Origin of the sequence: Coleofasciculus sp. E1-EBD-02, from assembly GCF_040218245.1 — a bacterium.
Taxonomy (GTDB): domain Bacteria; phylum Cyanobacteriota; class Cyanobacteriia; order Cyanobacteriales; family Coleofasciculaceae; genus Coleofasciculus.
Window position 1 is genome coordinate 1 of sequence record NZ_JAVJQN010000089.1, and the last position, 20,419, is coordinate 20,419.

Below are 20,419 nucleotides of genomic sequence, written 5' to 3' on the forward strand. Positions count from 1 at the left end.
GGGTGGGTTAAGCGGTATTCAATTGAGAGAACAAATCATTTAATTTCCTATCCGCTGTAACCCACCAAGTTATCGTTTCTAACCTACATTCCCTACATTCAAGGAATGCACCTGACGGATGCAGCAAGCCCATGCGATCGCTCTTTCGTTGATCCAGATACCTTGTGATAACACAGATGACACCGATTTAATCACATTCTGCTGTAGACTCACGGTTAAATGACACAGATGGACACAGATAACTGAATAATTCCTACCCCCATCGAATAATCCTGTCATCCTTTGCCCATTGAGAACTAACGCTTCAGTGTAATCAGTGCTACTAAAATCTCCCCTCCCCACCCCTACCGTTTCTATAAATCTGTGCAATCAGTGTTTCGTGCTGTGCTACCGGAAAAACCCCTCGACTGACGTAGCACACCTAATATTTATGATGGATGGTTCCTCGTAGGGGCGCACAGACGTGCGCCCTTTCCCAACGTGCGCCCTTGTGGGTAAATGGTGTCACTGACGATTATCCCTTCATAATCATTGCGATCGCGTCACCCATCCGATTATCCTTAGACTTGGGGTAAAAGCTTGAATGCTGTTAATTTGTGTCTGTGCCTTTGTATGGAGAGATAGCGCTGATGGATGAACAAGCGGCTGTATTACTGGAAAAAATTCGCCAGCAATTTGATTTTGGTCCCTATCCACGAATTCCCATAGACCGCTCCCCGAAAGATAATGTTAGCGAACTCTATATTCATAATTTTGTCACACCTTACTATGTAAAAAATCAAAAGGTAATAGATACTGAGCAGATAACAATTTTAGATGCTGGCTGTGGTACGGGATATGGAGCTTTAATTTTAGCCGAAGCCAACCCTGGGGCAAAAATTGTCGGGATTGATATATCCGAGAAATCCCTGGAATTAGCGCGTCAGCGTTTAAAGCATCATGGTTTTGAGCAGGTAGAATTTTATCAGCTCTCTATTTATGAGCTGCCTAAACTTGGTTTAGAATTTGACTACATTAATTGTGATGAGTTGCTTTACCTGTTTCCTGACCCAGCCATTGCCCTCCAAGCGATGAAGTCGGTGCTGAAGCCACAGGGAATTATTCGTAGCAATCTCCACAGCAAACATCAGCGCGTTAACTATTTCCGCGCTCAGGAAGCATTCCAAATGATGGGATTGATGGATAGTAATCCGGAGAATATGGAAATTGAAATCGTCTTAGAAACTATGAATGCGTTGAAAAATGGAGTTGATCTAAAAGCCAAAACTTGGAATCCTAAATATGAAGACGAAAACAAAAAAGAGGCCGTTTTAATGAACTATCTGTTCCAAGGGGATAAAGGCTACACGATTTCCGATTTATTTGCGGCGTTAAGAGGGGCAGACTTAGAATTTATCAGTATGGTGAATTGGTGGCAATGGGATTTGATGAAGCTGTTCAAAGAGCCGGACAATTTGCCCGTGTTTTTGGCAATGAGTTTACCCGATATTTCAGAGGAACAGCGACTGCGCTTATTTGAGCTATTACATCCCGTTCACCGACTGCTAGATTTCTGGTGCGGGCATCCTGATCAAGCTCAACCCTTTGTACCGATTGCCGAGTGGACAAATGATGATTGGCACGAAGCCCAGGTACATTTGCCTCCTCAGCTTAGAACCGCAGCCGTGAAAGAAGAAATGATTAGGTGTATTCGGCAACTCAACCCGTTTGAAATCAGCAAGCATCTACCTGTTACGGGAGAGTCAAGATTAGTAGATAGCACTATTGCTGCTTGTCTGTTACCCCTATTGGAGTCACCTCAGTCGATACAGTCACTGGTGGTGCGATGGCAGCAATTGCGCCCAGTGCATCCGGTAACCTTGGAGTCTACTACCCAGGAAGAGGCATTTGAAAAGGTTAAGCAAGCATTGACTGGGCTGGAGGAGAATGGATATGTGCTGGTAGAGCGTCAACCCAATTAATTTTTTCTTGAGATATGCTACATAACTCATGTTACATGACCCCACCTAAAGTTAGTATTAAACAATATATCAATGGATGATAAAAACACGGATTTATTAGAAAAAATTCGTCGCCAATTTGAAAATAGCCCTTATCCAATCAACCCCCTACATCATTCCACTAAAAATGAGCATTTATGGCTGTATATACACAATCTAATAACTCCCTATTATCTGAGAAATCAAAGAGTCATTGAAACGCCAGGGAAAGTTATTTTAGATGCAGGCTGTGGCACAGGATACTCATCTTTGCTCTTGGCTGAAGCAAATCCGGGCGCACAGATTATTGGCATTGACTTATCTGAAAAGTCAGTTGATATCGCCAAACAAAGATTACAGGTTCATGGATTTGAGAAAGCTGATTTTCATCCTATATCCATCGAAGAATTACCAAAACTTGGCAAAGAATTTGATTATATCAACTGTGATGAAGTTCTTTATCTCTTGCCAAACCCTGTGAGCGCCTTGCAGATAATGCGCTCGGTCTTAAAACCTGAGGGAATCATTCGCAGTAATTTTCATAGCGCCGTTAATCGCTTCCCTTATTTTCGTGCCCAGGGATTATTTAAAATGATGGGTTTGATGGATGATACTCCCCAAGACATGGCGATGGAACTGGTTTGTGAGACAATGAAAGCCTTAAAAGACCCAGTGCTGCTCAAGAGGCAAACCTGGGATGCGTCATTTGAAGAGAACACACATAATATCTTAACCAATTATTTGCTTCAGGGTGATAAAGGCTTCACTATTCCGGAAATGTTCTCTATCTTAGAGGCGTCTGGGTTAGAATTAATCAGCATGGTCAACTGGCGGCAATGGGACTTAATCAGCTTGTTTAAAGAGCCAGACAATTTGCCCGTGTTTTTGGGCATGAGCTTACCAGAGATTTCTCTACAAGAGCGGCTGCATCTGTTTGAACTCTTACATCCTGTTCACCGACTGTTAGACTTTTGGTGTGGACATCCCCATCAAGCTCAATCCTGGATACCTGTTACCGAATGGACGAATACTGACTGGCAGGAAGTCCGGGTGCATTTGCATCCTCAGCTCAGAACACCAGCCGTGAAGGATGAAATGATTAGGTGTATCACTCAACTCAACCCGTTTGAAATCAGCAAACATCTGCCCCTGATGGGAGTGCAGTCCTTGGTAGACAGTACCATAGCGGCTTGCCTGTTGCCACTGTTGGACTCGCCTCAGTCAATGTTGTCTCTGATAGCACTATGGCAGCAATTGCGACCTGTGCATCCGGTAACTTTAGAGGTGACAACACCACAGGAGGCTTTTAAACTCGTTAAACAAGCGCTGACTGGGTTAGAGGAGAATGGCTATGTGCTGCTAGAACGCCAATTCTGAGGGATAGGGAACCCGGAAAAAATTTTTTTCAGGCGTGATGATCGGAAATCTGGCAGAAGTGGGTAAGCTACGTTCAAGAGATAAACGTGAACCACCCTGCACCTCAAGGAGAAACCGCTCATGAAAACTGAACTGAAAGCCAAGTTCCTACAACACCTGAGCCAGAAAAAACAGGATGATGGGGGATTTACCCTCATTGAACTGCTCGTCGTCATCATCATTATCGGTATTCTATCTGCTATTGCCCTCCCTTCCTTCCTCAACCAAGCCAACAAAGCTAAGCAGTCGGAAGCGAAGCAGTACACTGGCTCTATGAACAGAGCTCAGCAAGCCTACTATTTGGAAAACAGCGCGTTTACAAGCCAAATTGGTGATCTAGGTCTTGGTATTTCCACCGATACGACAAACTATGAGTACGAAGCCGTCACCGCCGCCAGCGGTACCACGGTTACCAATGAGGGCAGATCCAAGAAACCTGCTCTAAAATCCTACGTAGGCGGTGTGTATCTAGGTGAGATAGCAGCCACGAGTGAGGCAACGACCCTAGCCGTCTTGTGCGAATCTGGTTCCGCTAGCCAAACAGCAGGTACTGCTCTAGCTACTAATATCAGTTTTACTGGAACTACGGGACCAACCTGTGTTGCTCCTTATCAATCCCTTGATAAGTAAGATAAAAACTCTAGTTGTGATTCGCTGTGTAAAGATCTAAAGTTTGATTAAGAGTGGGTAGAGTTCTCTACCCACTTTCTCTATCCCCTGCTCAACAGCCAGATAGCAACTGCATCTGTTGATTAGTTGAATATGAAGACTCATTCGGTGTTTTAAATTATGACTGCCAAGGCATTATCTGCCGATCATGCTGATTGGCAACAGCAAGCCTATCAGTATTTAACTGGCGGCGATTATCCCAAAGCAGCACAGTTCTATCAGCAAGGGATTGTAGCCCAGCCTGCTGTCAAATCAAACTACTGGTATTTGGGATTAACCTTCTTGCTCCAGGGTCAAGAAATAGAAGCTCAAACCACATGGATGCTAGGGATGGGGGAGGGTGAAACCGAGCAAATAGACCAGTGGACAGCAGAACTGGTTCAGGTTTTACAGGCACAAGCAGAACAAAGGCAGGTTGTTAAAGATTATCAAATGGCTTGGGTAATCCGCCAGCATATCCGAGAGATTAGTCCAGCCGATATTAATAATCTCTTGCATTTAATTGCTCTGTCTATTCAGTTAGAGACATTTACGGTAGATGAATTAACAGATTTAGGCATCCTTGAACTCTTACAGAGTGAGCAATCTGTAGATATCGACCCGGATTTGCTCCTGCAAGTGTTGGCAAGTGTTTTAGACGATGCGCCGTTAGCTCCGTCATCTTTTGAATTGGCGAAGGCTAGTTTATCTTATATTCGTAATGCTGAGGCGTTGATTGATCTATTCCTATCCGCCGCTTACGACATCGCTTTTTCGAGAGTGAAATATGAGATAGCCGCAGATTTTATAGAACTCTGTCTGCAATTAGATGAACATCAGATGGAAGCCCTTAGGATTTTGGTTACGTGTTACCAGAAGTCGGGTCAGCATGAACAGGGAATCAAAACGGCTAAATTGTACTACTCCTTGTGTCAAACTTTACCCGATCAGGTTTTTGCTAATTTCCATGTCCTGCGCTCGTTGATGGCAGCTGGGGGACAGTGGGAAGAAGCTGTTTTGGTCTTTCAACAGCAGGAATCCTTGCTGGAATCCCTGCTTGAGGAAAATCCTCAGAATCTGGATCGGGGTACGACGTTGCGATTAATTAATTCGACTTTCTTTTTTCCTTACTTTCGCGATACTCCCCAGGTTAATCAACGGCTGAAGAATCAAGTCTCTCAGCTTTGCCAGTCTAATATTGAAGCGTATGTTGATGACTCATTACCTCAGCCCAAAATTGCCGCGATTTCCCAACCGTTGAAAATTGGCTACCTATCCAATTACTTGAGAAGACATTCGGTCGGTTGGCTAGTCCGGTGGCTGTTTGAGCATCATCATCGCAACCGTTTTAAAGTTTATACGTATTTTTTGAGTTATAAACAAGTCAATGACCCGCTTCAAGATTGGTATATTGATAAGTCTGACCAATTTTATATTGGAGGAGCTAATGGTCGGGAGATCGCGGAAAAGATTTGCCAGGATGAAATCGATATTTTAGTTGATCTAGATAGCCTGACTTTGGATTTATCGTGTGAGGTGATGGCGCTAAAACCTGCCCCTATTCAAGTTACCTGGTTGGGTTGGGATGCATCAGGATTACCTGCCATTGATTACTATATTGCTGACCCTTATGTATTGCCGGAATTAGCTCAGGATGACTATAGCGAAAAAATTTGGCGCTTACCCCAAACCTATATTGCTGTTGATGGATTTGAGGTGGGTGTGCCAACTCTACGCCGCGACGAACTAGATATTCCCAGTGATGCCGTGGTATATCTCAGCGCTCAGACAGGGTACAAGCGGCATCTGGATACGGCACGATTGCAGATGCAGATTATTAAAGCTGTACCCAATAGCTACTTCTTAATCAAGGGATTGGGAGATCAAGAATCACTGAAAAATTTCTTTATCCAAATCGCAGCAGCAGAAGGGGTCAGTTCGGAGCGCTTACGTTTTTTGTCAATCACTCCATCTGAGGCAGTTCACCGGGCAAATTTGACCATTACAGATGTCGTATTAGATACTTATCCCTACAATGGTGCGACGACAACTCTGGAAACGTTGTGGATGGGAATTCCCTTAGTTACTCGCGTGGGGCAGCAATTTGCCGCTCGCAATAGCTATACCATGATGATGAATGTCGGTGTGACAGAAGGAATTGCCTGGACGGAGGAAGAGTATGTGGAGTGGGGCATTCGTTTAGGCAAAGATCCGGCTTTGCGGCAACAAATTTCTGGGAAACTGCGACAGTCGAGGCAGACTGCCCCCCTGTGGAACGCCAGACAGTTTACCCGCGAACTGGAAGCAGCTTATAAGCAGATGTGGACAAGGTATTTAGACAGCAGTTATTCGCTATGAATTCTGATGATATAACAGCTCACGCCCCATCTTGGGCAGAACAAGCCCGCCACTATTGGCTCCAGGGAGACTATACCCAAGCTGCCGCTATTTACGAGAAAGCGATCGCCCGTGAGCTTGAAGTTATGTCTCACTACTGGCACGGTGGGCTGATGCTGTTGCTTCAGGGTGATGAGGCGGCTGCCCAAACAACTTGGGCTTTGGCAATGATGGAGGGAGACGCAGATCAAGTACAAGAGTGGACGTTGGAGTTGAGCGACGTTCTGGAAGCAGAAGCAGAACGCCACGAAGCAATTTCTCAACCGAAAACTGCCTGGTTAATTCGCCAACATCTGCGAGAAATCGCTCCGGAAGACTTTACCAACTGTCTGCGAATCGTGCAGCTTGCCTTGTTACTGGACACCTTCACGGCTAATGACTTAGCTAATTTCCACCAAAGCCTACAAACTGCCCAGGCTGACACAATTGATTCAGATCGTTTGCGGACTGTCCTAGAGCAAATTCTAGCCGTTATCCCCGACTCTCCCCGAATACCAGAGCTTATTCATAGCTGTTTGTCTGTTAACTGTGACGCTCAACCGCTCATTGAAGTGGTAATGAAGGCGGCGGGAACAGCATTTCGCCATGAGCAGCCTGCTCTTGCGGCTCGATTAGCCTTGGTATGCTATCGTTACAAACCTAATGACTTGGGACTTTCCTATCTACTATCCCTGTATTACCAATACAGCCACCAATACAGCGAAAGTATTGCGATCGCCAGAGAACACTATACTCGCTGCCAAACTCTACCGAAGCAAATCCAAGGTAATTTTTTGTTACTGCGGAGTTTGATGATTGCTGGTGGTTACTGGCAAGAAAGTTTACTGTTGCACGAGAAGCATAAATCGTTACTACAAAGGCTGCTAGCAGAACAGCCCAAAGACGTTCATCCTTCTATCCGTCAAGACATATTACCGTCTCTTTATTTTTTCCCTTACTTTACCGACAGGCAACCGAGCGATCGCCAGTTACAAAACCAAGTCGCTCAATTTTGTCAAGACTCTTTTCAGACTGCTGCTACTGAGGACGTCAAACAATTTCAACGACAGATAACCCAGCGACGTTCTAGCCAACCCTCCAAACCCCTGAAAATCGGCTACTTATCTCATTGCCTGCGCCAGCATTCCGTAGGCTGGATTGCGCGTTGGCTCTTCAAATACCACAACCAAGAGCAGTTTCAGATTCATGCTTTCTCGATGCAATCTCGGCAAAACGATAGCGTTGAGCAATTTATCACCCATCACTGTGATCGCGTTGAAGATGTTTCTACCCTAGAACCTGTAAACATTGCCCAGCAAATTTCCCAAGCAGAGATTGACATTTTGGTAGACCTCGACAGTCTCACCTCCAGCATTGCCTGTGCGGTGATGGCACTCAAACCAGCCCCAGTTCAGGTAACTTGGTTGGGGTTGGATGCATCGGGTTTACCTGCCATTGACTACTTTATTGCCGATCCCTACGTGCTGCCAGAATCTGCCCAAGCAGAGTATAACGAAACCCTCTGGCGCTTACCCCAAACTTACGTGGCGGTGGACGGGTTTGAGGTGGCAGTTCCCTCACTGCGGCGAGATTTGCTGGATATCCCTAATGATGCTGTAGTTTACTTCAGTTCCCAACGGGGTTTCAAGCGCCATCCTGATATTGTCCGCCTACAAATGCAAATTCTCAACGCCGTACCCAATAGCTATTTTTTACTCAAAGGAGATGGCGATCCAGACAACATCCGGCAGTTTTTTGAGCAGCTAGCAGAAGGAGAAGGGGTAGCAAGCGATCGCATCCGCTTTCTACCATGGGCAAACTCAGAAAGCGTTCACCGTGGCAACTTAGGTATTGCCAATGTGGTACTCGATACCTATCCCTACAATGGTGCAACTACCACTCTAGAAACTCTCTGGATGGGTGTTCCCCTTGTCACGCGAGTTGGACAGCAATTTGCTGCTCGCAACAGCTACACGATGATGATCAATGCGGGTATTACCGAAGGCATTGCTTGGAGTGATGAAGATTATGTAGAATGGGGCATTCGTCTAGGTAAAGACGCAGCACTGCGGGAACAAATCTCCTGGAAGCTGCGGCAATCCCGACACACATCACCTTTGTGGAATGCCAAGCAGTTTACCCGTGAGATGGAAACAGCTTATCAGCAAATGTGGGTGAGATATCTCGAAGACTCTAAATGACAGGTATTTGACCAAAATCCTATTCAGCCTGAAGTACCCAATCCCCTGTTTCCTGCTGTACAGCCCGTTTTTCACTTAGACTATTGAGTTCCCATGCAGAAATTTTATCAGCTTTAGCTTGTGTGATCGCTCCTTGATTCTCGTTCTCTAATACAATCCGAGATTGAATCCGAGTTAGGAGGGCTTCCCACTGCATATCACTTAGTTTTCCGAGGATTGAAATTTCTGGTCCCTCTTCAACCTCTAAATCTTCTTCCATCAGCAAATTCATCACGATACTAGATATAGCAAGATCAGCATCTTCTTCAGAAATGTTGTCGATGTCTATCAGTAGAGTTATGCGATTTTGATCGGGGTGAGTTGTGATCGCTTTAATAACATTTGCTAAATCTTGAGCGATTAATTCCTCTTGTTGGCTCCAGTCAGGGAAAATAATCAAATTAATATCTCTTAACCGTAGGTTGTTGCTGAGAGTATCTGCCAGATATTTGCGGAAGAGATTCTGGAATAAAGCGCCCATTTTAGCCGAGTAAGCGCGACTGTCCAAAAAGGGCGGGGTAGTCTGCATTTTTTGCTTAATCTGCTCACTCTGGCGTTGGCGTAATTCAGGATTAGTACCAAGTGCGATCGCTAACTCGATATAAGCCTCCTCACTATCGGCAACTAAATCAGGTATATCCAGTGATTTTAGTAGCGCTGCTCCCATGACTGAGCGAAAGCAAGTTCCTTGTCTGGCAATCACTGGCAAACCTACCTCTAACGGCTCTATCAGTGATGTTGTTCCTGAAAAAGGAAAAGAATCCAAATAGATATCAGAAATCTTATAGTATTCCTTGACATCTTCCCGATTGGGTACAGGTTGCGGATCTAAAACGATCAAACGTTCTGCTCCTACTCCAGGCTCTGAAAATTTATGACTGAGGTGGTTTAAAAAAGCTTTTTTTGGGTAAGCGTTTGACCAATTCGGTCCAAATGGCAGAAGCACTAAAGCTGAGTTAGGGACTACGGCAATAATTTTTATCCAGGTATCAATTAGTTCAGGGATGATTTTGAAGAAGTTAGCACCAGAAATAAAAATGACTGTTTCTTCAGATATGCCTAAACTGCCTCGATCAATCTGAACCGTTGCTTGTTTTTGTTCAGAGCCATAACTAAAGCAATGAGCCGTTCCCTCTAGTTTGATCAACGTCTCTCGATAGTGCTGTTGAGCTGTTGCTAAAGGATCAGTTAGATTACCGGAAATGTAATAATCCATGTGTCGCATTCCCGTGGTCACAACTGATCCCCCACTGGTAACTTGTATCCTTGCTAACCGATGCATGGACAAGAGGCAGATTTGATTGGTTACTGCTGTCACATTGGTGGCAATGAATAAGATATCAAGATTATCAGCCCGAATAACATTTACCTGATCTCTTAAATTCTGAGGAAGTGACTTAAATGAATTAGCGCAACTTTGACAATAGTTTTCTAAAGGATGACCCGTTTGGTTCAGACTATACAAAATTACTTCAAAGTCTCTGCTGATGTATTCATAAACTGGAAGTGAGGCAAAGGTTTCAGCCGAGGGATTAAAACGTGCGGCTAAGATACCCAGCCTAATTTTCTTTTGAGTGACAAGTCTATGCTCGAATTCATAATCGATTTCATAACCATTTAGTTTCAAAATAAACTCTATAATCTCGGCTCGCTTGACATAGATATTTTTTAAATTTGCCTCATTAAAATACAGGGGAATAAAATTGGCAACTTGCCTAAACTCAGTTGCTACATTACGCCAGATAGTTAAATCTGGATTTCTGAAAATGGATAGGTGTAAGTAATCCATGCACCACTGCATATAGCGGTAGTAATTATCTACCGCTCCAACCTCTTGAAACAAGCTGGGAGAGTCAAGCAGGTATTTTACATAGTCGTTGAGCAACCACTGGGGAATATGAGTCAGGTCATACTGCAACGGTAGCTGGTCGGCACGGCAGTGCAGCATTGTTACCAGTATATATTGAATAGTTTTCTCTGAATCCAATCCTCTGGAAATGCGTACTACTAGCTCATCAAGCAAAGTTTGTTCGCTATCGCTTAAAGGCTCATTATTAATACCACTATTCAACAATGTTTGATGAGCTTTGCCCAAATTACTGGTATAGGCATTTTCTATGTGAGTTGACGGCAAATTAAGCCATTGTTTAGCAATTTGTTCACGAATTTTGTGTTCATCACCAAAATCTTGCCAATTCAACTTTAAATCAAGTTGACTTATTGAAAAAATTCCCTTTGATACGTCATTAAAATTTTGATCTATAAATGATTGCAAATCATCTTTGTAGTAATAATCAAGTTCATTTGGTAAATCCGTCACCTCTCCCGATTCAATTTTTATTAGCCGTTCACGCATTATATCTGGTGTATGATGATTTTCATAATGTTTTCTAGACAAAATAGATTCTGTTGCCAGTTTTTCATAATTAACAGCTTGTAAATATTTATACAGTTCATCTGGTTTCTGCCATCGAAAAGCTTCTGGATAAACAATATCAGTAGTACATAATTGACGAGAACGATAATTATTATGTACAGTGATGGGAGTGCCAGATGCCATTACTTCTACAACTGTTCGCCCCCCACCCATGGGAAAAGAATCTAAGTAAACATCAACCCTATATTCATGCATTGCCATCCTTATACTCTTCACCCAAGGGATATGAACAAAGCGTTCTGGTAAAATCCCCCATTTTCTCAAGCCTGCTTCAATAGTAATCAGTGCGTAAGGTGATAACTGACCAATATGTATGTGTACTCCACCAGTAACTGCCAAAATTTTTGGCACTTCATGAGTGTAAGAGTACCGATAAGGCATTCCCTCGAACTTAATGTTACTACCAGATGAACAAGTTCTTATTTTACCTTCTGATAATAACGAAGACAGAGGTCTGCCATGGATATTATCAACCACCAAAGGTAAATATACATTATTTAAAATTCCCAAATTGTTACGGCAATTATAAAAAGATCCAGGTTGAAAGTCTATGTGTTGTGCATAGGAAAGATGTGTACCCAGACTGAAAAGATGAGCAGCATGATGGTAAAAAATCAGTTTCGTTATTATATTGGGTTGTACTGCTGCTACTGCAACAGCATCATGGGGGTGATTAAGTAAAAACACTTGACTAGGGCGATTTCCGCTCAACTCATACTGAAGCCATCTCAGCTTGTCTAATGCCTGACTTCTTGGTGCCCAGTTAATTTTTACATCCAGGAGTTTAAATCTATTTTCAATTAATGATCGTTCAGCCGACTGAAAGGTATCAGTAATCAAAATCAAATGTTGCTTTTCTGGACGAGCCTTGATCAAATCTTCAAGGACAGCTGTATGACCACCTATTTGATAAAGATCAGTGACAATGTATATTACAAGTTGGGTATTTGAGTTTGATTTATTCTTAATAGTATTTTTATGAGCATCAAGAGCTTTAGCGCCGATCTGCTGACATATTTTATCTAAAGTAGCTGAGCCAAATACATTTGCCATAACCCTAATACTTTCTTTTCCGTATGATAGTTGGAATACAAAGTTCATAATTAGGTTAAGAGCAGTATCTAAATTTCCTAAAGCTATGTTTTCTAAGATTTTGGCTTCAAAATTTGCTAGAAAATTGTCCATTTTTATCCGTTTCTGTACAAGCATTTTTTAGACTACATATATATATTAATCAATTTCTTATTTTTGACCCTCTGGGTTGAAAGGTCAATTACTCCTTTTACTAAATAACTAGTTAAGTGTTGTATCCAGTTCTTCCTTTAGTTCAAAATAAGGAATCTTCAAATCGAGAAAGGGAACTTTAATCATTTCTGACTCTGCACATCTGTAAGAAACTCATTATAATCCCGATAGTAGTCGGTCTCCTCATAGAATGTAGAGGCAAGAACCATGCAAACTGAACCCGAAGAAAAATTGTCGATTTCCCGCCATACCATCGAGCTGATATAAAGACCATAGTAAGAGCGATTCAGATGAAAGCGCCACTTTCCATAGCCGTCATCTAAAATAACATCAAAACTACCCGACATAGCAATGATAACTTGCTGTAACTCTTTATGAGCATGCCCACCACGCTGTGCACCTCCAGGTACATCATACAAATAGTAGACTCGCTTAATCTCAAATGGAATGTGCTTATTGCCCTCGATAAAAGTTAAATTACCGCGTGGATCGGCAATTTTGGGTAGATGAATGATGCGGCATTGTTCAATGCTCACGACAATACCTCAAATCAACTTGTGTTAGAGCCGGACTTATAAAGTCTGGAGACCAGGAAGCTAGAACCGCTTCACTTCTAATACCACAAGTAACTGCCCAGATAGGACATCCAAAGAAGCGAGCAGCTTGAATATCTATTTCACTATCACCAATCCAAATAACATTAGTGGGCGATATATCTGCAACTAGCTGTTTGACTTTTTGAACTTTTCCCTTACCTCCAAGATTATGTTCGCAAACTGCTACCGAATCAAACCATGTATCTAGACCCAAGTTAATTAATTGTTGATTCAAATTATTGGATGAACGACGCATAGTCGCCAGCACTAAATTTAATTCCTGGAATCGCCATTCTTGCAGTTTATCAAGTACACCCAGTTGCAAACAATCAAGTCTAAGCATATCAGGGTTTTCAATATGTTTTAGCCAAGCTTCCAAAAATTCTTGATGAATTTCAGCAGCCCCACTAACTTCCAACTGTTGCCTGATATCCACACAATTGCGTTTCATTTGCCAATACTTTTCTAAAGTAACTGGAATATATCCATATTTCTCTAAAAATTGACTATAACAAGTATAATGTCTGAGTTGGCTATTAATAATGGGTCCGTCTAAATCTAGAATAATAGTCTTAATCATGCTAGTTCACAGACAACATATAGCTCCGCAGCATTTTCTGGAAACTCTTTTCCTAATTCATAAAATCCTTGAATCATTTCCTCTGTCCACGTCTCATTAATCTGTTTATTAGAAAGGGGTTTGAAAAATATACCTCCCATTTTTACAATTTTCAGTCCTGATGCATCAATGTCTTTTCTCAAACTATCGGGTGTATAAACCCGACGATGCCCTAGAGCATGATCCCGTGAATTAAGTTCGCACGGCTCTTTGAGCAATCCCATCTTGACAGCTACTAGCCGATGGATGGAATAACCGTTCGGAACGATAACTAATATTTTACCTCTTGACGCTAACCAATGTTTTGATCGCTCTAACAAAGCTACCGGGGACTCTATGTGTTCAAGGATATGTGCCATCACAATTGTATTGAAAAACCACTTAGGCTCAAAATCTTCAAAAAGAGCATTCACTTTAACCAGACTTGGATAATCATGAATTTTGTTTAGCAAATTTTTAGATCCTTCTACTATTGTTAACCGTTCAAAGTCCTGAATGAGAAACTGAGTCATCTGTCCATCTGCAGAACCTAACTCTAATCCTTCTGTTCCTTTTATGTAATGCTTGAGCGTCTGATATCCCAAACGTATTAGTTTTTTGTCAAAATCTAGCTGTTCTTGTAAATACCAATCTGAGAGGGATTGAATACGTAGTTTTTCAATTTCATTCTCTCTTTTTTTTCTATCATTCATTAGTAAAACACCTCTTCTAAATATCTTGCCATATAAACATCTTTTTTAAAATTCAAATCGCTATTATTGATCTGATGTCCCAAAGTTAATTTAACCAGTAATAGTGGGATATTTACACCAGAAGCAATTGTTAATGGTAAACCTCCAGAAAACCTAGGATTAATATCAAAAAAGAATGGGTATTCACCTACTATCTTGCATTGCAGGTTACAAGGTCCCCTGATTTTTAATTCCTGAGCAATTTTCCTAGATTGCTCACTCAATTTCTTGTTATTAACAGTTCGTCCCTTGTAAGAAATACCAGCTTTAATCTCAATCCGTTCTCTGGGAACCACAGCTAAAACATGGGAACAATCATCAGCTACTACATCAATAGTGAATTCCTTGCCTTCTATATATTGTTGAATAATCGGATTTTTAACTTTTCCTAATGCTTCCAGCAAGACTTGATGATTTTCTACATAAACAACATTAATACTACCTCGACCATCAATTGGCTTTACAATTAAAGGATACACAAAATCTTTTTCTATTTGAGTTAATTGTTTTGGCATCCATGTTTTAGGAGTACAAAATTTTTTTTTGCTAAGAAAACGATAACTTTTATATTTATTATTGCAAATCAGAATAGTGCTTAAATCGGATAACCAAATATGAATGCCCTTATCTTGAAAAGCTTTCCTGTATCTTGCTATTATCTCCAGCTCACAATCAACAATAGGGAAAATAATTTTAATTTTTTCAGTATCACAAATATTCACTAATTCTGATATGTAGTAGTTGACATCGATTGCTTGTGGCACTGTATAGAATTTTTGACAAAAAATAGAGCCAGCAATTTCATTTTTTTGATTAGTATCAGTGCCAATAATTCTGATGTCAATTTCTGATTGTTGTCGGAGTGCTTTGACCACCGAAATAGCTGTAGCCGAACCCATTCCTGTTACCAAAACAGATATCGTCATATTACATCCTCAACGACAACAAGTAGCTCACTCTTTTTACTGCTGTTTCCTCATTCTCCTCCTTGCGACTTTAAGTCAGCCAATTTTACCTTATACCCTGCCTCCTGAGGATGCAACTCAACCAACTTTGCCAACAGCGCGATCGCACCTTGAGTATCCTGCATCTGTAACCGTATCTCCACCAAGCCTTCCAGCGCCACCCGATTCTCCGGTTCTCGTTCTAAAACCAACTCATATCCCCGTTCCTTAGCCACTAACTGTTGCTCAACCGACGCCTCTTCCGGAGTAGCCGTCGTCTGCGGTTGCTGTAAGGCATTACTATATAGACCAAATAGACCATAGCCCGTAGACCCCAGAAAGGCTACCATTGAGCATAAAACCAGAATTCGTTTGAGGGGATTTTCCTTGGGTGTCTTATCCGCCATACCTACCTACAGGTAAATGAATCTGCCAGCCAATCAAGTCCTGGCTAATTGCTCAAATCAGCCAAAACTAGCCAGAAAGACCGATTTTAAACAACTTGAGCATTGAGTGGTGAACCTGAGTTCACAGCTTGCCCTATCCTTAACCTACCCACATCTAGACCCAGAGCGATCACCTAACCTCAATAACATCTCAAACCAATTGTATCTGGCGCACGTCTGTGGTAATCGACGCACGGGGAGTGAAGGGCGCACGTCTGTGCGCCACTACGTGCGGGTGACAAATGGTGCGATCGCAGGTTGTTCCTATTCCCATCAATTTTATCGGGCGCACGTCTATGCGCCCCTACGTGCGGGCGAAAAACGGTGCGATCGCCTGTTTCCTTCTGGTCAATTGAATCGTGCGATCGCAGCCTTATTCCCAGCAAGCGCCAATCTTGTTCCCTCCCCTTCGAGGGGAGGGTTAGGGAGGGGTTAAATCAAGGTATTGGTATTGTTGATTGAGTTTTGGGCGACCCGATAGTTTGTAGGGGCGGGTTTTACCGATAACCTGTAAGCCAAAACGGGTAACTTATGTAAACCCGCCCTGTTTCTAGCGTTGTTCATTCATGCAGGCATCTCGCCCCGACAAGGATCGCTTGTTTCCTTTGGGTTAATTCAATCATGCGATCGCAGCCTGATTCCCAGCAAGCGCCAATCTTGTTCCCTCCCCTTCGAGGGGAGGGTTAGGGAGGGGTCAAATCACGGTATTGCTTTGTTGATTGAGTAAAGGGCGACCCGACCCAATTGAATGGATTGGAGTTGTTCATTAATTCAGGCGGGTCGCCCCTACAAAGATCGCTTGTTTCCTCTGGGTCAATTCCATGGTGCGATCGCTTGTTTCCTTTGGGTCAATTCCATCACGCGATCGCAGCCTTATTCCCATTTGGGCTAATCTTGTTCCCTCCCCTTCGAGGGGAGGGTTAGGGAGGGGTTAAATCAAGGTATTGGTATTGTTGATTGAGTAAAGGGCGACCCGACCCAATTGAATGGATTGGAGTTGTTCATTAATGCAGGCGGGTCGCCCCTACAAGGATCGCCTGTTCCCTTCCGGTCAATTCAATGGTGCGATCGCTTTCTTTCTCCAACTCCGGTAAGATAGACAGCTACATTCGTAGACTATCCCCATTCCCCAATGACTCGATTCCCCCATGACCAATTTGCTTGCATACTTTCTCGACCAACTCTTATCCCCCATCGGAACCGTTGAGACGAGTCGCGACATTGCTGGGGAAGTGCGAGAGGTTGACGTTTACTTCACTCCCACCTCTGTCTCCAGTGACTACCAAACCACCCTGGGACTTTTGGGACGCCTAGCCACAAATCCGGCAGTATTTGAACCCTTTCGCAACGCCGTCACCCCTAGTCAAATCCGCAGTTGTCTGTCTAAACTGTTTGACCTACATTCAGAACTAGAACGACGCGCCCGACGGGAAAATACCTCCATTAACGATAGTGAACTCCCCCAGTTGTGGATTCTCACTCCCACCGCTTCAAGCCGATTATTAGCCGGATTTAGAGCCATAAACGATGAACCTAATTGGCTCCAGGGAATCTACTTCATGGGAGAATCATTCAAAACAGCCATCATCGTCATCCACCAACTCCCCCGTACCCCAGAAACCCTATGGTTAAGACTTCTGGGAAAAGGTAGAGTCCAACAGCAAGCGATTGAGGAGATCAGCGCATTACCCGAAGACCATCCATTGCGTCAATCTGCGCTAGATTTATTGTATAACTTGCAAATCAACTTACAAACCCATCAAAACTTAGGAACACAGGAGAGGGAGTTAATTATGGCATTAGCACCCCTATTTCGGCAACAACTTGACGCCGAGCGGCAACGAGGCATAGAACAAGGCATAGAACAAGGTATACAGCAAGGCATAGAACAAGGCATACAGCAAGGTATACAGCAAGGCATACAGCAAGGTATGCAACGAGGCATAGAACAAGGCATACAGCAAGGACAACGGCTGACTATCGAAAACCTCCTCCAGACTCGTTTGGGACAGTTAACTCCCACCCTCGCGGCTTTAATTACTCCCTTATCAGCATTACCCCCTCAGCAATTAACTCCATTTCTCTTACATTTATCTCAACTGGAAAACCGCGAATCAGCCATTCAACAAGCACAGCATTTCATTGTCGAAAATTTGCTGAAAATTCGATTTGGAGAATTGGACGCTCAACTTACTGCACGGGTCACTTCTTTATTAGCATTACCTCCCCAACAGTTAAGCCAACTCCTCTCGCAACTGTCTCAGTTATCCCGTGAGCAACTCCTAGGGAGATTCCCCCAAGCCAGTCCTTAAACTGTCGCCAACGACGAACCGTGCGATCGCCTGTTCTCGTCTGGTCAATTGAATTGTGCGATCGCTCCCTGATTCCGATTCTAATCAATTTTATCGGGCGCACGTCGATGCGCCCCTACGTGTTGGCGACAAACATTGCGATCGCCTGTTCCATACCCTGTCAACGAGGATGGTGTGATCGGGTAACACAGATTACAAACTGTCCTGTGGTTCGGGTTTGACATCGGGAACCTTATTTAAAACCTGTTGAAATTTATCCCAACGTCCCTGTTTTGCTTTTTCTTCGATATAGTCTTTAGTCATCCAAGCAGATACTTGAGCCGATAGAGCAATAGTTACCAGTTGTTCCACAGAAATATGCTCCCGCTTGGCTAAAGCTTCAACTTGTTGATACAAGGTATCAGGAATGGTCGCGTTTAGATTCATGATTCAATTTCTCCGACAATTTGCAAAAACTCTTTGGCAGTAACGAGTTGAATACCAAACCTTTCAGCAGATCGTAAGTCTCTTTTATTATACGTGATGATAAAATCAGCTTGGCATTCTACTGCCAGATCGATCAAAAAGTCATCATCAGGGTCAAGAGCTGTAGGTCGCCAGAGATAAAATATTGTACGACAATTAGCAATAGCGCAGATTGTGGAAACGATGGTGTTAATATCGTCTAGACTCAACCCTAATTGAGTCCTTTCTTTTTTTAGAACCTCCTCATATTCAAAAATGAGAGCCGTCGAGACATTGAGTTGCCAGCGTTGATTATTCAGGAGAGTGAGTAATTTGTAAGAGGCTCCTCGATTTGAGCGTAAACCAGCAAGAAGCACATTTGTGTCAAGGACAATCTGATAGGGAGGCATTTCTAATTTGGTCACGGGATGGACGTTGAAAATCTAAAGATATCAGTGATCGCGTTTACGTGCGATCGCCTGTTCTGTTTGGGTCAATTCCATCATGCGATCGCTCCTGTTTTCCATTCTCATCAATCGTATTGGTTGCAAGGCAATAGCCCTGACAAAACCATCGGTTGGTGCGATCGCTCCCTGATTCCGATTCCCGTCAATTTGATCGGGCGCACGTCTGTGCGCCCCTACGTGTCGGCGACAAACATTGCGATCGCCTGTTCTATTCTGGTCAATTGAATCGTGTGATCGCAGCCTGATTTCCAGCAAATCGCTTGTTTCCTTCCGTTCAATTGGATCGTGCGATCGCAGCCTGATTCCCATTTCCGTCAATTTTACAGGACGCAGGTCAATAGCCCCTACAATGCGATGGGTTTAATCACACTCTCTTAGTGCGATCGCTTTCATTTCTCCAATTCCGGTAAGATAGACAGCTACATTCGTAGACTATCCCCATTCCCCAATGACCCGATTTCCCCACGACCAATTTGCCAAGGACTACCTTGAGCAACTCTTATCCCCCATCGGAACCGTTCAAACCAGTCGCAACATTGCTGGAGAAGTGCGCGAGGTTGACGTTTTGTTTATCCCCACCGCTTCCCCAAATGACTACCTCCTCTCCCTGGGACTTTTAGGGCGCTTCGCCACAACCTCCGCCGTCTTTGAACCCTTTCGCAACGCCGTTACCCCCAGTCAAATTCGCAGTTGTCTGTCTAAACTGTTTGACCTATATGCTGAATTGGAACGACGCGCCAGACGGGAATCAACCTCCCTGAACTCAAGTGAACTCCCCCGACTATGGATACTCACCCCCACCGCCTCAACCCCCTTACTCGATAGTTTTGGCGCTGTCAGCGACGAACAAAACTGGTTCAATGGACTCTATTTTCTCCATGAGGCGTTCAGAACAGCCATCGTCGTCATCCACCAACTCCCTCGTACCCCCCAAACCCTCTGGTTGAGACTTCTAGGAAAAGGTAGAGTCCAACAACAAGCCATTGAGGAGATCACCGCATTACCCGAAAACAGCCAACTACGAGAGTCTACGCTAGAGTTATTGTATGACTTGCAAGCCAACTTACAAGCCAACCAAAACCAAAAATTAGACACAGAGGAGAGGGAGTTAATTATGGCATTAGCACCCCTATATCGGCAACAACTGGATGCCGCGCTGCAACGAGGCATGGAACAAGGATTGCAACAAGGCATACAACAAGGACAACGACTGATTATCGAAAACCTCCTCCAGACTCGTCTGGGACAGTTGACCCCCACCCTGACTGCTTTAATTACTCCCTTATCGGCATTACCCCCTCAGCAATTAACCCCATTTCTCCTGCAATTATCTCAACTGGAAAACAGTGAATCAGGCATTCAACAAGCACAGCATTTTATTGTCGAAAATTTGCTGAAAATTCGATTTGGAGAATTGGATGAGCAACTTACCGCGCGGGTCACTTCTTTATTAGCATTACCCCCCCAACAGTTAAGCCAATACCTGTTGCAATTATCTCAGGTATCCCGTGAGCAACTC

Annotated in this window: 21 protein-coding genes; 11 read left to right on the plus strand and 10 right to left on the minus strand. The window is 43.4% G+C overall.

Annotated features, from left to right (window positions below; translation table 11 throughout):
• Positions 1–78: 78 nt before the first annotated feature.
• Positions 79–369 (minus strand): hypothetical protein, encoded by a 291-nt coding sequence (locus tag RIC07_RS14565; protein ID WP_446395156.1) that lies wholly within the window; start codon positions 367–369, stop codon positions 79–81.
• 68 nt (positions 370–437) lie between these two features.
• On the opposite strand from RIC07_RS14565, the gene RIC07_RS14570 reads away from it, so the two are divergent.
• From RIC07_RS14570 to RIC07_RS14595, 6 genes are all read left to right on the plus strand, one after another.
• Positions 438–575: a hypothetical protein gene (locus RIC07_RS14570; RefSeq protein WP_446395157.1), complete on the plus strand. Its 138-nt coding sequence runs from the start codon at positions 438–440 to the stop codon at positions 573–575.
• Positions 576–629: 54 nt separating this feature from the next.
• The gene (locus RIC07_RS14575; protein ID WP_446395158.1) at positions 630–1,961 is read left to right on the plus strand and encodes a methyltransferase domain-containing protein; all 1,332 of its coding nucleotides are present in this window, start codon (positions 630–632) and stop codon (positions 1,959–1,961) included.
• 72 nt (positions 1,962–2,033) lie between these two features.
• Complete coding sequence (locus RIC07_RS14580) at positions 2,034–3,356, plus strand: class I SAM-dependent methyltransferase (protein WP_446395159.1); 1,323 nt, start codon at positions 2,034–2,036, stop codon at positions 3,354–3,356.
• Positions 3,357–3,476: 120 nt separating this feature from the next.
• Positions 3,477–4,025 (plus strand): type IV pilin-like G/H family protein, encoded by a 549-nt coding sequence (locus RIC07_RS14585; protein WP_446395160.1) that lies wholly within the window; start codon positions 3,477–3,479, stop codon positions 4,023–4,025.
• Positions 4,026–4,184: 159 nt separating this feature from the next.
• Positions 4,185–6,401: an O-linked N-acetylglucosamine transferase, SPINDLY family protein gene (locus RIC07_RS14590; protein ID WP_446395161.1), complete on the plus strand. Its 2,217-nt coding sequence runs from the start codon at positions 4,185–4,187 to the stop codon at positions 6,399–6,401.
• Complete coding sequence (locus RIC07_RS14595) at positions 6,398–8,620, plus strand: O-linked N-acetylglucosamine transferase, SPINDLY family protein (RefSeq protein WP_446395162.1); 2,223 nt, start codon at positions 6,398–6,400, stop codon at positions 8,618–8,620. Before RIC07_RS14590 ends, RIC07_RS14595 begins: the two co-directional genes overlap by 4 nt.
• A 19-nt stretch (positions 8,621–8,639) precedes the next feature.
• Here the strand turns inward: RIC07_RS14595 and RIC07_RS14600 are convergent, their stop codons facing one another.
• The 6 genes from RIC07_RS14600 to RIC07_RS14625 form a co-directional block, all read right to left on the minus strand.
• On the minus strand, positions 8,640–12,281 hold the full coding sequence (locus RIC07_RS14600) for an O-linked N-acetylglucosamine transferase family protein (protein ID WP_446395163.1): 3,642 nt from the start codon (positions 12,279–12,281) through the stop codon (positions 8,640–8,642).
• Between the two features lie 182 nt (positions 12,282–12,463).
• Positions 12,464–12,877, minus strand: a complete 414-nt coding sequence (locus tag RIC07_RS14605) for a sugar 3,4-ketoisomerase (protein WP_446395164.1) — start codon at positions 12,875–12,877, stop codon at positions 12,464–12,466.
• On the minus strand, positions 12,867–13,517 hold the full coding sequence (locus RIC07_RS14610) for an HAD family hydrolase (protein WP_446395165.1): 651 nt from the start codon (positions 13,515–13,517) through the stop codon (positions 12,867–12,869). Before RIC07_RS14610 ends, RIC07_RS14605 begins: the two co-directional genes overlap by 11 nt.
• Positions 13,514–14,248: a class I SAM-dependent methyltransferase gene (locus RIC07_RS14615; RefSeq protein WP_446395166.1), complete on the minus strand. Its 735-nt coding sequence runs from the start codon at positions 14,246–14,248 to the stop codon at positions 13,514–13,516. The genes RIC07_RS14610 and RIC07_RS14615 overlap by 4 nt, the downstream gene beginning before the upstream one ends.
• Positions 14,248–15,213, minus strand: coding sequence for an ATP-grasp domain-containing protein (locus tag RIC07_RS14620; RefSeq protein ID WP_446395167.1), 966 nt, complete (start codon positions 15,211–15,213; stop codon positions 14,248–14,250). Before RIC07_RS14620 ends, RIC07_RS14615 begins: the two co-directional genes overlap by 1 nt.
• A gap of 50 nt (positions 15,214–15,263) precedes the next feature.
• On the minus strand, positions 15,264–15,638 hold the full coding sequence (locus tag RIC07_RS14625; RefSeq protein WP_446395168.1) for a tetratricopeptide repeat protein: 375 nt from the start codon (positions 15,636–15,638) through the stop codon (positions 15,264–15,266).
• 109 nt (positions 15,639–15,747) lie between these two features.
• Between RIC07_RS14625 and RIC07_RS14630 the strand changes: the two genes are divergently transcribed.
• From RIC07_RS14630 to RIC07_RS14645, 4 genes are all read left to right on the plus strand, one after another.
• Positions 15,748–16,113: a hypothetical protein gene (locus RIC07_RS14630; protein WP_446395169.1), complete on the plus strand. Its 366-nt coding sequence runs from the start codon at positions 15,748–15,750 to the stop codon at positions 16,111–16,113.
• A 312-nt stretch (positions 16,114–16,425) separates the two neighbouring features.
• The gene (locus tag RIC07_RS14635; RefSeq protein WP_446395170.1) at positions 16,426–16,569 is read left to right on the plus strand and encodes a hypothetical protein; all 144 of its coding nucleotides are present in this window, start codon (positions 16,426–16,428) and stop codon (positions 16,567–16,569) included.
• A 256-nt stretch (positions 16,570–16,825) separates the two neighbouring features.
• Complete coding sequence (locus RIC07_RS14640) at positions 16,826–17,989, plus strand: flagellar assembly protein H (RefSeq protein ID WP_446395171.1); 1,164 nt, start codon at positions 16,826–16,828, stop codon at positions 17,987–17,989.
• A 20-nt stretch (positions 17,990–18,009) separates the two neighbouring features.
• On the plus strand, positions 18,010–18,210 hold the full coding sequence (locus tag RIC07_RS14645) for a hypothetical protein (RefSeq protein ID WP_446395172.1): 201 nt from the start codon (positions 18,010–18,012) through the stop codon (positions 18,208–18,210).
• Here the strand turns inward: RIC07_RS14645 and RIC07_RS14650 are convergent.
• Genes RIC07_RS14650 through RIC07_RS14660 form a run of 3 tightly spaced genes read right to left on the minus strand, consistent with a single transcriptional unit; the run spans position 18,182 to position 19,209 of the window.
• The gene (locus tag RIC07_RS14650; RefSeq protein WP_446395173.1) at positions 18,182–18,415 is read right to left on the minus strand and encodes a hypothetical protein; all 234 of its coding nucleotides are present in this window, start codon (positions 18,413–18,415) and stop codon (positions 18,182–18,184) included. The two genes, RIC07_RS14645 and RIC07_RS14650, sit on opposite strands and share 29 nt — an antisense overlap.
• Positions 18,412–18,843, minus strand: a complete 432-nt coding sequence (locus RIC07_RS14655; protein WP_446395176.1) for a putative toxin-antitoxin system toxin component, PIN family — start codon at positions 18,841–18,843, stop codon at positions 18,412–18,414. The genes RIC07_RS14650 and RIC07_RS14655 overlap by 4 nt, the downstream gene beginning before the upstream one ends.
• Positions 18,844–18,885: 42 nt before the next feature.
• Positions 18,886–19,209 carry a hypothetical protein gene (locus tag RIC07_RS14660; RefSeq protein ID WP_446395174.1) on the minus strand — a complete coding sequence of 108 codons (324 nt, stop codon included), beginning with the start codon at positions 19,207–19,209 and terminating at the stop codon, positions 18,886–18,888.
• 139 nt (positions 19,210–19,348) lie between these two features.
• Between RIC07_RS14660 and RIC07_RS14665 the strand changes: the two genes are divergently transcribed.
• On the plus strand, positions 19,349–20,419 hold a 1,071-nt coding region (locus RIC07_RS14665; protein WP_446395175.1), incomplete at its 3' end, for a flagellar assembly protein H.

Coding starts and splice junctions, on each gene's coding strand:
- RIC07_RS14570 (WP_446395157.1), top strand. CDS start 438: ATGGTTCCTCGTAGGGGCGCACAGACGTGCGCCCTTTCCCAACGTGCG.
- RIC07_RS14575 (WP_446395158.1), top strand. CDS start 630: ATGGATGAACAAGCGGCTGTATTACTGGAAAAAATTCGCCAGCAATTT.
- RIC07_RS14580 (WP_446395159.1), top strand. CDS start 2,034: ATGGATGATAAAAACACGGATTTATTAGAAAAAATTCGTCGCCAATTT.
- RIC07_RS14585 (WP_446395160.1), top strand. CDS start 3,477: ATGAAAACTGAACTGAAAGCCAAGTTCCTACAACACCTGAGCCAGAAA.
- RIC07_RS14590 (WP_446395161.1), top strand. CDS start 4,185: ATGACTGCCAAGGCATTATCTGCCGATCATGCTGATTGGCAACAGCAA.
- RIC07_RS14595 (WP_446395162.1), top strand. CDS start 6,398: ATGAATTCTGATGATATAACAGCTCACGCCCCATCTTGGGCAGAACAA.
- RIC07_RS14600 (WP_446395163.1), bottom strand. CDS start 12,281: ATGGACAATTTTCTAGCAAATTTTGAAGCCAAAATCTTAGAAAACATA.
- RIC07_RS14610 (WP_446395165.1), bottom strand. CDS start 13,517: ATGATTAAGACTATTATTCTAGATTTAGACGGACCCATTATTAATAGC.
- RIC07_RS14615 (WP_446395166.1), bottom strand. CDS start 14,248: ATGAATGATAGAAAAAAAAGAGAGAATGAAATTGAAAAACTACGTATT.
- RIC07_RS14620 (WP_446395167.1), bottom strand. CDS start 15,213: ATGACGATATCTGTTTTGGTAACAGGAATGGGTTCGGCTACAGCTATT.
- RIC07_RS14625 (WP_446395168.1), bottom strand. CDS start 15,638: ATGGCGGATAAGACACCCAAGGAAAATCCCCTCAAACGAATTCTGGTT.
- RIC07_RS14635 (WP_446395170.1), top strand. CDS start 16,426: ATGGATTGGAGTTGTTCATTAATTCAGGCGGGTCGCCCCTACAAAGAT.
- RIC07_RS14640 (WP_446395171.1), top strand. CDS start 16,826: ATGACCAATTTGCTTGCATACTTTCTCGACCAACTCTTATCCCCCATC.
- RIC07_RS14650 (WP_446395173.1), bottom strand. CDS start 18,415: ATGAATCTAAACGCGACCATTCCTGATACCTTGTATCAACAAGTTGAA.
- RIC07_RS14655 (WP_446395176.1), bottom strand. CDS start 18,843: ATGCCTCCCTATCAGATTGTCCTTGACACAAATGTGCTTCTTGCTGGT.
- RIC07_RS14660 (WP_446395174.1), bottom strand. CDS start 19,209: ATGGGAATCAGGCTGCGATCGCACGATCCAATTGAACGGAAGGAAACA.